Origin of the sequence: Streptomyces sp. NPDC058000 (genome assembly GCF_042886435.1) — a bacterium.
GTDB lineage: Bacteria > Actinomycetota > Actinomycetes > Streptomycetales > Streptomycetaceae > Streptomyces.
Map to the genome: position 1 here is coordinate 79148 of NZ_JBHVQS010000016.1, position 12094 is coordinate 91241.

The 12094-nt window shown below is 74.6% G+C and carries 9 protein-coding genes; 5 read left to right on the forward strand and 4 right to left on the reverse strand.

The features are described from left to right. Positions 1 to 94: 94 nt before the first annotated feature. On the reverse strand, positions 95 to 856 hold the full coding sequence (locus tag ACFVT2_RS18295; protein ID WP_390018699.1) for a DUF72 domain-containing protein: 762 nt from the start codon (positions 854 to 856) through the stop codon (positions 95 to 97). 101 nt (positions 857 to 957) lie between these two features. Continuing rightward, positions 958 to 2256, reverse strand: a complete 1299-nt coding sequence (locus ACFVT2_RS18300; RefSeq protein ID WP_390018702.1) for an erythromycin esterase family protein — start codon at positions 2254 to 2256, stop codon at positions 958 to 960. Between the two features lie 435 nt (positions 2257 to 2691). Here ACFVT2_RS18300 and dnaK point away from each other — a divergent pair, with 435 nt between their 5' ends. After that, a complete protein-coding gene (gene dnaK / locus ACFVT2_RS18305) occupies positions 2692 to 4578 on the forward strand; it encodes a molecular chaperone DnaK (RefSeq protein ID WP_390018705.1) in 1887 nt (628 codons plus the stop codon). After that, the gene (gene grpE, locus ACFVT2_RS18310) at positions 4575 to 5264 is read left to right on the forward strand and encodes a nucleotide exchange factor GrpE (RefSeq protein ID WP_390018707.1); all 690 of its coding nucleotides are present in this window, start codon (positions 4575 to 4577) and stop codon (positions 5262 to 5264) included. The genes dnaK and grpE overlap by 4 nt, the downstream gene beginning before the upstream one ends. 15 nt (positions 5265 to 5279) lie before the next feature. On the opposite strand, the gene ACFVT2_RS18315 is transcribed toward grpE, so the two are convergent. Continuing rightward, the gene (locus ACFVT2_RS18315) at positions 5280 to 6830 is read right to left on the reverse strand and encodes a nitrilase-related carbon-nitrogen hydrolase (protein ID WP_390018709.1); all 1551 of its coding nucleotides are present in this window, start codon (positions 6828 to 6830) and stop codon (positions 5280 to 5282) included. 204 nt (positions 6831 to 7034) lie between these two features. On the opposite strand from ACFVT2_RS18315, the gene ACFVT2_RS18320 reads away from it, so the two are divergent. Together ACFVT2_RS18320 and ACFVT2_RS18325 are read left to right on the forward strand one after the other, a co-directional pair. Further along, positions 7035 to 8312, forward strand: a complete 1278-nt coding sequence (locus ACFVT2_RS18320) for a histidine kinase (protein WP_390018711.1) — start codon at positions 7035 to 7037, stop codon at positions 8310 to 8312. Further along, positions 8309 to 9040, forward strand: a complete 732-nt coding sequence (locus tag ACFVT2_RS18325; RefSeq protein WP_390018713.1) for a response regulator — start codon at positions 8309 to 8311, stop codon at positions 9038 to 9040. Before ACFVT2_RS18320 ends, ACFVT2_RS18325 begins: the two co-directional genes overlap by 4 nt. A gap of 42 nt (positions 9041 to 9082) precedes the next feature. On the opposite strand, the gene ACFVT2_RS18330 is transcribed toward ACFVT2_RS18325, so the two are convergent. Further along, the gene (locus tag ACFVT2_RS18330) at positions 9083 to 11020 is read right to left on the reverse strand and encodes a hypothetical protein (RefSeq protein WP_390018715.1); all 1938 of its coding nucleotides are present in this window, start codon (positions 11018 to 11020) and stop codon (positions 9083 to 9085) included. A 203-nt stretch (positions 11021 to 11223) separates the two neighbouring features. Between ACFVT2_RS18330 and ACFVT2_RS18335 the strand changes: the two genes are divergently transcribed. Further along, a complete protein-coding gene (locus ACFVT2_RS18335; RefSeq protein ID WP_390018718.1) occupies positions 11224 to 12078 on the forward strand; it encodes an alpha/beta fold hydrolase in 855 nt (284 codons plus the stop codon). Positions 12079 to 12094 lie beyond the last annotated feature (16 nt).

Consider the following 12094-nt stretch of genomic DNA (forward strand, 5'->3'; position numbering starts at 1 on the left):
GTCGGTCGCCGCGACCCAGGTCCCAGCCGGTCCGCCAGTCCGGGGGCCGGGGGGAACAGCGGGCGGCGGGTGGGGCCGCCCGCTCGGTGGCGGGCTACTGCCCGGGCGGCGTACGGGTCACCGTGCGGCCCGCGGCGGTGGTCGCACGGGCGAAGTGGGTGGCGTCGAGGACGGCGGCCCCGCCCAGGTCGTTGTTGAAGTACGCGTAGACGTCGGCCCGGTCGGGCCAGGCGTCGGCGATCCGCCGTACCCAGGCATCCAGTGCCTGCCGTCCGTAGCGCGGCCAGGGTGCGGCGGCGCCTCCGTGGAAGCGCAGGTAGCCCCAGTCGGCGGTCCGCCACAGGGGCGTCACGGGCCGGGATCCGCGGTCCGCCCAGCACAGTGCGGCACCGTGGCGCTCCAGTACGGTGCGGATCGTGTCGGTCCACCACGAGTCGTGGCGGGGTTCGACGGCCACCCGGGTCCCGGCGGGGAAGCAGCCCAGGCAGGTGTCCAGGAGGGGGGCGTCCGCGGGCAGGGTGGGCGGTAGCTGGAGCAGGACGGGGCCGAGCCGGGGGCGCAGGTGCGCGGCGCGGGACATCAGCCGCCGGACCGGTTCCTGCGGGTCGTGGAGCCGTTTGATGTGGGTGAGGTAGCGGCTGGCCTTGACGGCCATGACGAAGTCGGCCGGCGTCCGGTCCCGCCAGTCGGCGAAGGTCCCGGCCTCGGGCAACCGGTAGAAGGCGGCGTTGCTCTCGACGGTGGCGAAGTGCCGGGCGTACTCCTCCAGCCAGCGCCGTTGCGGCACGTCGGGTGGATAGAGGACGTCGCGCCAGTCGCGGTACTGCCAGCCGGAGGTTCCCAGGTGGAGGGTCATGCGGGATGCGTCCCCGGTCCGGTGCGCCACGTACCAGCGGCCGGGCGGGGGCGGGCCGAGGCCCCGGGGCCGGGCCGCCGCCGCCCCCGGGGCCGGTGGGATCAGAAGCGCACCGAGGCGTCCCGGGTCACCGTGGGGACGGCGAGGACGGCGTCGAACGCCGTGGGAACGGAGGTGGGGAGGGTGGCGCTCTGCGACCGGATGCCGTTGGGCAGCGGCGTCCCGTCGGCGTCGCGCGGCGGCCGGCGGAGGTCGGTGAGGGTGATCCGGTCCCCGAGTCCGGCGTCGATGAGGGCGGCCTCGACGCTGCCGGGCTCCGGGGCCGCGAGCGGGGTGTCCGCGACCGTGAAGCCGACGCTGCTCCGCGCGTCCAGCACCATCTCGGGGACGTGGTCCGTGGTGTGGGTGACGGCCACCGCGCGGTAGTCCGTGCCGAGTGTCCTGGCCAGGTGGTAGCCCATGGGGAGTGCGGTGAGCGGTCCGCCGAACTCGATGGGCGTCTTCTGGATGTGGTTGTTGTGCGCGGCGAGCACGATGCGGGTGCCCGGGGCGCTTCGCTCCAGGTGCCAGCGCACCGACTCGGCCAGGTAGATCTCGCGGATCGCGAGATCGGCGCTGCTGCCCTGCCCGGTCTGGAGGGCGTGCATCGCCCGGAACATGGCGTCGGTGTGGCAGGCGCCCTCCACTGCGCGTACGGCGATGTCGTAGCGCTCCTGGCCGCCGCGGGCCGCGTACCGCACTTCCTCGGCGCGCAGGCGGAGCAGGAGCCGGGCGAGGGTGGCGGTCAGTGCGTCCTGCGCGGCCGGTTCGAGGCGGGCCCAGGCGGGTGCGGCCGCGGCGCCGGAGCCGACGCCTGCGAGGAACCGGTCACTGATCTCCAGTGCCGTGTCGAGCAGCGGCAGCGCGTCGGGGCCGACCTCGTGCAGGTAGTCGCGCACCGGGTCCAGGGCGGGCCGCAGCGCCCCGCCGGCTTCGGGGACGTCGAGGCCGGCGAAGCGCACCGGGTGGCGGCTGGTGCGGTTGTGGTGGCGCAGCCAGCGCATGAAGTCCGCGGCGCCCCACTCGGCTGCGGCCCGGCTCGCCTCCGCCAGGCCGTCGTCGGCGCCCTCGCCGCGCAGCCACCGGTCGAGGGCGAAGCCTTCGCTGAAGCCGAATTCGAAGGCGAGGACGGTGAATCCGCAGCGCTCGGCGAGGAAGCGCAGGACGCGTTGGCGGGCGAGTGAGAACTCGGTGACGAAGTGGGCACCCTCGCCGATGGCGACGACCCGGGCGTCGCCCGCGATCTCCCGCAGCGGCTCCAACTCGTCGAGGTCCCCGTGCGGGTCGAGGGTGGTCAGTTCGGCGGCGTGCGTGCGGAACCAGTCGGCGAGCGGGTGGTGGGAGGAGGTCCGGTCAGGCATGGATCGCAGTCTCTTCTCTGACGAAGGTCCGGAACGGTTGAGCGTCCGCGGGCCGGCTCGGCGCGGGGACGCGTACGCGTAGGCGCGACCGGCACCGGGCCGCTGGGCCGCCGGTGCACCGCGCCTGTGGGAGGACGTCGTCAGAGGAAGTTGCTGTGCACTGCCATGCGGCGGACCGTAACACCGGCCGCCGCGGCCGCGCAGCGGATTTTCGCGGGCCCGACCGCAGCCCCACCCACCACGGGGAATATTCGCAATAAAAGGTGCATCTTGACAGGCGTCGGGGCACGTTCTATGCAGATGATGTAGCCGGCTTGGTCGCCGTATCAGCAGGTGAGAGGCGTTGCGAGGGCTGCGGTCGGGCGTTGCCCCGACCCGCACCGGCCCTCGACCACGTCGTCGCCCCGGATCGGGCCGCAAGACGAGGAGAAGACCATGGCACGAGCAGTCGGTATCGACCTCGGGACGACGAATTCGGTGGTCAGCGTGCTGGAGGGCGGTGAGCCGACGGTCATCGCCAATGCCGAGGGCGCCCGGACCACTCCCTCGGTGGTCGCCTTCGGCAAGGGCGGGGACGTCCTGGTCGGCGAGATCGCCAAGCGCCAGGCCGTGACCAACATCGAGCGCACGTGTCGCTCGGTCAAGCGCCACATGGGGGACGCGCAGTGGCGCTTCCCGGAGAGCGGTGACATCGACGGCAAGCGCTACACCGCGCAGGAGATCTCCGCGCGGGTGCTGCAAAAGCTCAAACGGGACACCGAGAACTACCTGGGCGAGGAGGTCACCGACGCGGTCGTCACCGTCCCGGCGTACTTCAACGACGCACAGCGCACCGCGACCAAGGAGGCCGGGGAGATCGCCGGGCTGAAGGTCCTGCGGATCGTCAACGAGCCGACCGCCGCCGCCCTGGCCTACGGCCTGGACAAGGAGAACGACCAGACCATCCTGGTCTTCGACCTCGGCGGCGGCACCTTCGACGTGTCGCTGCTGGAGATCGGCGACGGCGTCGTCGAGGTGAAGGCCACCAACGGCGATACGCACCTGGGCGGCGACGACTGGGACCAGCGGATCGTCGACCACCTGACCAAGCAGTTCAAGAACGCGTACGGGATCGACCTGTCGCAGGACAAGATGGCCACCCAGCGGCTGCGCGAAGCCGCGGAGAAGGCCAAGATCGAACTGTCGGCGGCCACCGAGACCACGATCAACCTGCCGTACCTGAGCGCCTCGCCCGAGGGGCCACTGCACCTGGACGAGAAGCTCAACCGCGCCCAGTTCGAGCAGCTGACCGCGGACCTGCTGGAGCGCTGCAAGGCACCGTTCCACAACGCGATCAACGACGCGGGGATCAAGGTCGCCGACATCGACCATGTGATCCTGGTCGGCGGCTCGACCCGGATGCCCGCCGTGACCGAACTGGTAAAGGAGCTGACCGGCAAGGACCCGCACAAGGGCGTCAACCCGGACGAGGTCGTCGCCATCGGGGCCAGCCTCCAGGCCGGTGTCCTCAAGGGCGAGGTCAAGGACGTCCTCCTGCTGGACGTCACCCCGCTGTCCCTCGGCATCGAGACCAAGGGCGGCATCATGACCAAGCTGATCGAGCGCAACACCACCATCCCGACCAAGCGCTCGGAGATCTTCACCACGGCCGAGGACAACCAGCCGTCCGTGCAGATCCAGGTCTTCCAAGGCGAACGGGAGATCGCGGCCTACAACAAGAAGCTCGGGATGTTCCAACTGACCGGTCTGCCGCCGGCCCCGCGCGGCGTCCCGCAGATCGAGGTCTCCTTCGACATCGACGCCAACGGCATCATGCACGTCACCGCCAAGGACCTGGGCACGGGCAAGGAACAGAAGATGACCGTCACCGGCGGCTCCTCGCTGCCGAAGGACGACATCGACCAGATGGTCCGCGACGCCGAACAGTACGCCGAGGACGACCGCCGCAAGCGGGAGGCCGCCGAGACCCGCAACCAGGGCGAACAGCTGGTCTACCAGACCGAGAAGTTCCTCAAGGACAACGAGGACAAGGTGCCCGCGGACGTCAGGACCGAAGTCGAGTCCGCCGTCGGTGAGCTGAAGGAAAAGCTCAAGGGCGAGTCCGCCGGGGGCGACAACACAGCCGAGATCCGGACCGCCATGGAACGCGCCGCGGCCGTCTCCCAGAAGCTGGGCCAGGCCATGTACGCCGACGCCCAGGCCGCCCAGTCCGCGGCCGGTCAGGACGGCGCCGGTGCACACGGGCGGCAGGCTCCGGCCGAGGACGACGTGGTCGACGCGGAGATCGTGGACGACGACAAGCGGGAAGGAGGCGGACGATGAACCGTCCCACCGACGTCGGTCGCCTCCCCCGCCCGCCGCTCGCACTCGTCGGGCGCACCGGGCCGGAGCGGGGCCCGGCCCCGCCGCCCCGGGCGGAGCCCGACCCGGTGCGGCCGGACCGCCACGCCACCCGTACGGCGACGCACCCCGCCCGGCGCGGCACCGCACCACCCGGCTCCGCCCAGCGGGGCACCGGGGCGCCCGACAGCGAACGGCTGGCGGCCGTGCTGCGGGAGCGCACGGCCGATCTGCAACGGCTCAAGGCCGAGTTCGACAACTACCGGCGCCGGGTGCACCGCGACCGGCTGGCGGTCGGTCAGATCGCCGTGGCCAACGTGCTGGCACGGCTGCTGCCGGTGCTCGACGCGATCGCCGAGGCCGCCGGGCAGGGCGAGGTGACCGACGGCTTCCGGCGCGTCGCCGACCTCCTGGAGACGGAGTTGGCGTCCCTGGGCCTGACGTCCTTCGGCACGGCGGGCGAGCCGTTCGACCCGACCGTCCACGAGGCGGTGGCCTACACCCCGACCGGGCCGACCGGGCCGACCGCCCGGAGCGCACCGGGCGAATGCGCGGTCTGCACCGAGGTCGTCCGCCAGGGCTTCCGGGTGGGCGACCGGCTGCTGCGCCCCGCCCAGGTGGCCGTGGCCGGTGCTCCACCGGACCCGCACAACATCCAACTCCCTTAGTAGTATGGCCAGTTGTCACGGCTCGATCGGCGCGGCGGGCGGTCGGCGCCCGGCTGCCGCGCCGGCCACGAGCAGCGCCCCGACGGTCGCCAGGCACAGCCAGGCGAAGGTGTCGCCGATCCGGTCGTAGACCGTGGTGGTGCCGCGCACCGGCACGTACGCGACGGTGGCCTGCCGGTCGGTGGTGAAGTAGTCCGTGGTGGCCAGGACGTGCCCCTGGTTGTCGAAGGCGGCCGTGACGCCCTCGCCGTCCGGGCGGACCAGCGCGTAGCCGGCCTCGATGGCCCGGAGGGCGGCCTTGCGGGTGTGCGTGCGCCCGTACTCCCGCCAGTCGTGGGAGGGGACCAGCATGATGTCGGCCGGGACCCGCATCATGCCGGGGAAGTCGGCGTCGTAGCAGATGACGTTGGCCAGCCGGCCGTACGGGGTGGCGGCGACCGGGACCCGGCCGTCGCCGGGGGTGAAGGTCTCCGAGCCGGGGATGGGGTGGGCCTTCTGGTAGGTCCAGTGCACGGTGCCGCGGGGGTCGATGAGCAGCGCCTCGTTGCGGCCGTAGGCCGGTGCGTCGGCGGTGTGGACGCCGATTCCGATCTCCAGGTAGATCCGGGAGCGGCGGGCCTCCTGCTGGGCCGCCGCGAGGGTCGCGGGCTCGTCGGCGGCCAGCACCCGCACCCCCTGCTCGGGCCAGACCACGATCTTCGCACCGGCCGCGGCCTCCCGCCGGGTGGCGGCCAACAGGCTGTCCCGGACGGCGCGCTGGGCCGTCCGGAGGCCCGGAGGAGGGTGGGCGACGAGGTCCGCGCGTCCGCCGGTGGCCCGGGCGTACGTCGCCTTCTGGGCGCGGATCAGGGCCGCGTCCGCGGTGACCGCGGCCACCCGCACCGTCGGCCCGTCCGGCGGGAAGAAGGCGAGCCGCGCCCCGCCGGCGAGGACGACGGCCAACAGCACCGCCGCGCAGGTGGCCACGGCGCGCCGGGCCGCGCGCCACGAGGCGGTCTCCCAGAGGAGGTTGACGACCGTGGCGCACCAGGCGAGGAGGAAGCCGATCCCGTAGGAGCCGGTGACCGAGACGAGTTGCAGCAGCGGCAGGGCGCCGAACTGGGTGGTCGCCTGCGAGCCGTAGGCGGTGCCGAACGGGGAGAGCAGGGTGATCAGGAACTCCGCCCCGGCCACCGCCGCAGGGAACACGAGCAGCGCCGCCCAGGGGCGCAGCCGGCCGACGAGCAGCCGGTCCAGGAGGTACGGCAGGGTCAGCAGGGCGGCGAGCGCGGCCGCCCCCGCCAGGGTGACCGGGGTGAAGCCGAGCGCCGACTCGGCGAGCCAGAAGGCCGCCGCCGCGAGGTTGGCCGCCCACAGCCACAGGGCGCCGGACCACGCCCGGCCGGTGCGGGCGAAGCGCAGCAGGAGGACGGGGAAGATCCAGGCCGCGGCGGCGATGTCCCAGCGGCCGCCGTCGGCGAGGAGGTGGGCCGCGGTGCCCAGTGCCAGCAGTGCCCAGCGGGCGCGGGCCGCCGGTGGGCGGGGGCCGGTGCGGTCCGTCCGCCCGGCGGTACTCGTCGTGTTCACGTGGTTCGTCGGTCCCTTCGAGGTGGCGCGAGTGGTGCGCTCCGGTCAGGTCTCGACGCTAGAAAGGCGGGGGCGGCCGCGGCATCGTCCTGGGTGCCGATCCACGGCGGCCCCGCGCAACCGTGGTTGCGTCGGCGGCGGGCCCGTTCCCTCCTTGGGCACGATCGCCGCGGCCGGTGCGGCTGGTTAGCCTTGCGGTCAGTTATGGACACACATCCCACGGCCGCCCTGTGCGGGGCCCGGCGCCGGCTCGTCGACCGGCGGCCCTGGCTGACCGATCTCGCGCTCGGCGGCGGCCTGACCGCGTTCGACGTGCTGACGCTGCTGTCGCGGGAGCCGGCGCCGGGACCGGTCGGCGTGCTGCTGTGGGGGCTCCAGACGGTGCCGCTGGTCTGGCGCCGCCGCTGGCCGCGGGCCGTACTGTGCGCGATGACCGCGGCGTTCGTCGCCTTCGAGGTGGTCGATCCGGTGCCGGGCAAGATCCCGGGACCGTATCTGCTGGTCTTCGCGGTGTACGCGGTGGCCCGGCACACGCCGGTGCGGGCCGGTCTGCCCTGGACGGTGCTGTCGCTGCTCACGGCGGTGACGACGGATCTGCTCACCGGACGGACCGGGCCGCCGCAGCCCGGTTCGGTGGAGCCGACCACCGCCACCACCTTCGTCGTCTTCTACGGCGCCGCCTGGCTCGTGGGGTACGGGCGGCGACGGATCGTGCGCCAGGCGGACCGGCTCCGCGACCTCAATCTCCGGCTCGCGGACGCCAACGGGCAGTTGCAGGACGCCAATGCCCGGCTGCGGGACGCCAACGAACGGCTGCGCGCCGAGCAGGAGATCAACGCCCGCCAGGCGGTCGTCGCCGAACGGGCCCGGATCGCCCGCGACCTCCACGACGTGGTCGCCCACCACGTGAGCGCGATCGCCGTCCAGGCGCGCGCCACCGAGGAGGTGCTCCCGGACGCCCCGCCGGACGGGCGGCGGGGCGTGGTGCGGATCGCGGAGACCGCCGACACCGCACTCATCGAGATGCGTCGCATCCTCGGCCTGCTGGCGGCCGGTGCGGAACGGGACGGCGGCAGCGGCCTGCCGCCGGAGCCGTCCCTCCGCCACCTCGACCGGCTCTTCGCGGCAGCCGGGGCGGCCGGCTGCCGGATCACCGCGGCGCTCGACGAGACCCTCGGCGACCTGCCGCCCGCGCACCAGGTCTCGGCCTACCGCATCGTCCAGGAAGCGCTCACCAACGTCCTCAAGCACGCCGGCCCCACGGACGTTCGGGTCGCGCTGCGCCTCGACGGGCCGACGCTGACCGTCGCCGTCGAGAACGGGCCGCCCAGCGCCGGACACCGCCCGCCGCCCGGATCCGGTCGGGGGCTGCTCGGGGTCCGCGAACGCGTCGCCGCGTTCGGCGGCGCGGTACGCACCGGGCCGCACCCGCACGGCGGCTGGCACCTGTCCGCCACCCTTCCCCTGGAGGCCCCGGTATGACGATCCGGGTGCTGCTCGCCGACGATCAGGAGATGGTCCGGGACGCGCTGTGCGCGGTGATCGGCCGCCGCCCGGACTTCGAGGTCGTCGGTACCGCCGCCGACGGCGCGGAGGCGGTCGCGCTCGCCGCCGAACTGCGCCCGGACGTGGTGGTGATGGACGTCCGGATGCCCGGCACGAACGGCGTCGAGGCCACCCGCCGACTGCACGCCGACTGGCCGCACCCCGGCCCGCCGCCCCGCGTCCTGGTCCTGACCACCTTCGACCTGGACGAGTACGTCCACGCGGCGCTGCGCGCCGGGGCCGGCGGGTTCCTGCTCAAGAACAGCCCGCCGGACCAACTCGCCCACGCCATCCGGGCGGTGGCCGAAGGGGAGGCGATGCTCGCCCCGAGCGTCACCCACCGGCTGATCAACGCCTTCACGACGTTGCCCGCCGGGCTGCTGCCGGGCGCACCGCCAGCGCGCGACGGCGCCGACCGGCTCGTCGACACCCTCACCGCCCGGGAACTGGAGGTGCTCGTCCTGGTCGCCCGGGGCCGGTCCAACCTCCAGATCGGCGAGGACCTGGGGCTGTCCCAGGCCACCGTGAAGAGTCGGCTCAACCGCATCCTGACCCGGCTCGGCCTCGACAACCGCGTGCAGGCCGCACTCCTGGCCCATGAGGCGGGCCTCCTCCGGTCCGGCCCGGACGCGCCCCGCGATGCCGGCGGGGACGGCCGTCCGTGACCGCCGCCGGCGAGCGCCAGGCCCCCCGGGCGCACCCACCGCTCACTCCCCCGGCCCGGCGCCGCCGTCCGGCCGGGCTGCCGACACCTCACACTCGATGCGCCGCAGCGCATCCTGGGCGTTCGCCAGCAGCGTGTCGTCTTCACCGTGCGCGCCACCGTCGCCGTCCGCCGTGGCCCGTTCGGCATCCGGGGCGGGGGCCGGGGCCGCGTAGTGCCGGAGTACGGGCAGCGCGCCGGCCGCGTCCCCGGTGATCCGCCACAGCGCGTACGCGGCGGCCACCCGCAGTGCGCCCGGCTCCGTCCGGTCGTCGCGCATCCCGCGCAGCGCGGGCGCCGCGGCCCCGGCCCGCGGGCCCAACTCGCCGAGCCACCCACAGGCGTTGTCGTCGAACCGCCAGCCGCGCCGGCCGGCGACGCGGCCGGGCCGGTGCCGGCGGGCCAACACGTTCAGCAGCAACGGGACGACTTCGGACACCATGTCGGGCGCCGTCCCGTCCGTCGAGGTGTCCCGTCCCATCAGGGCGCGGATGGCGGCGAGTCCGGTCTCCAGGTCGGCGCCCACGGCCACCCGCCGCAGCGCCGCCAGCGCCCGTGCGTCACCCAGCCCCCACCGGCGCAGGAACCCGCAGGCCGCCGCCGCTGCCTCCAGTTCGACGAACCCGGGCCGCCCCTCGTCCACGGGGCCTGGGTCGGACCCACCGGAGACCATGGCGTCGAGGCGACGGCTCAGCCGCTCCAGTACGGCCACGACCTCCGGCACCGCCGGGCCGCCCGCGCGCCACTGCTCCGTCCCGGTCAGCAGCGCGCAGACCTCCGCGGCCGGTCGGTCCTGCCCCAACCGGTCCCGGACCGCCGGCCACAGCTCCCCCGCCAACTCCCCTGCCGTACGCAGCAGTTCGGCCCGTACGGTGCCCGCCGCCACCCGCTCCCGGATCCCCGGCACACCCCTGGGGTCGCCGCGCCGGGCGAGCCGGGCCAGCGCCGCCTCGGCCACCGCGGGGTCCCGCCCGGCCGCGGGACCGCTCGCGGCCACCGCCAGCGCGTCCAGGTAACCGCCGCACGCGGCCAGGTAATTGGTCGCCACCGCAGCCCGCCGTACCGTCGGGTCGGGGTGGTCCAGCAGCGCGCCGACGGCCGCCGCGTGGCACGCGTACCGCTCGGGGTCCGCGGCGCACAGCCGGTCCGCGGCCGCGACCAGGACGCGCGCCGCGGTGGCGTCCAGCCGGCCGTCCCGCAGGGCCGCCAGCATCAGGGTCAGCCAACGCGAGCGCACCGCGGGCGCCGGGACGAGCCAGGAGTCGACGGTGTCCACCGGGCCGTACGGCACCGAGCCGGCCCACTCCGGATCGCACCAGGCCAACTCCCCCAGCACCGCCCCGGCTTCGCCACCGCTGAGTGCCAGCGCCTCGACGACCTCGTCCCCGACGGCCCCACCCCCGTCCCCTGCGGACGCTGCGCCGGCCCCGGCGCCCGCCGTCCCGCCCCCGGCTCGCGTCACCGGGCGCAGCAGCAGGCCGAGCGCGGCGCCCAGCGCATCGGCCGGTTCGCCCCGCAGGCACCGGTGCAGATGCGCGCGCACGGCGGGCTGATCCGCGTACCGGGCGAGCACCACCAGCAGCCCGAGCCGGACCGCGGGATCGGGGGCGTGCCTGCTGTGCTCGCGGATCCCGGGGACGATCTCGTCGGTGGGAACGTCCGCGTAGGCGAGCACCACCGGCACCATCCGTCGCACCGCGGCGTCCGGGTGGGACAGCCTCCGGAGCAGCGCCGGCACCCCGGCCGCCAGCGCCCGGGACAGCCGCTCCGCCCACTCGCCGACGAACGCCCAGCCCTCGCCCTCGGGCACCCCCAGGTCGTCCAGCAGGGCGTCGAGAGCCGCACCGCTCCGGCTGCCCGGCTCGTCCAGATCGACGTCGAAGTCCCGCTGCACCACGGTCTGCCAGTCGAACGCGGCGCGCCCCTCACCTGCACGTTCCATGGGCGCACAGCCTAATCGCCGCCCCGGACCACCACGATCGGGTTTCGCCCCGGCGCGGTCCGGGTGACGGCGCATCAGGCCGGCCGCACCCGGGCGACGTCGGGCGCGGCACCCTTGCGGGGCGGTGTGGTGGCGGCCAGGGTGGTCGGAGTCGTCCGTCCGCAGGCCGGCGGTGTCCGGCCCGGAACACAGGTGGAGAGCGCGTGGCTTCCTTCATCCTCCCGCACACCCTGCACGGTGGGGGTCCGCACAAGGTCATCGCGGTGCACGGGTGGTTCGCCGATCGTTCGGCCTTCGACCCGGTCGTGCCGGACCTCGACCGGGAGACGTTCCAGTACGCCCTGGTCGACCTCCGCGGCTACGGCGCGGCGAAGGACGAGCCGGGGGCGTACACCACGGCCGAAGGGGCGGCCGACGTGCTGGCGCTGGCCGACCGGCTGGGCTGGGAGCAGTTCTCGATGATCGGTCATTCGATGGGCGGGAGCGTCGCCCAGCGGGTGCTCGCCGCCGCGCCGCACCGGCTCCGCAGGCTGGTCGGAATCTCCCCGGTCCCCGCCTCCGGGCTGCCGTTGCCGCCGCCGCAGTGGGAGCTGTTCTCCGCCGCGGCGCACATCCCGGGGAACCGGCGGGCCATCATCGACCTCACCTCCGGTGGGCGGCGCCCCGCCGCGTGGCTGGACCGGATGGTCGCGCGGTCGCTGGCGTGCAGCGATGCCACGGCGTTCCGGGCCTGGTTGGACTCCTGGGCCGGGGAGGGGTTCGCCGAGGAGGTCGAGGGGTCGGCGGTGCCGGCGCTGGCGGTGACCGGGGCGCTGGATCCCGCACTCTCCGCCGAACTGGCCCGGCAGACCTGGCTGCGCTGGTACGCCACGAGCGAGCTGGTGGAGCTGGCGTCGGCCGGGCACTACGCCATGGACGAGACGCCGCTGGAGCTGATCCGGGCGGTGGAGGACTTCCTGCGCGCGGACACGGACGGTGCGGCGACCGGTGATTCCCCGCACGGCGGGACGGCCGCCGGCGGTGCCGACTCCGCCGGCGACGGATCGGCGGCCGGGTGACCGGCAGCACCGACCG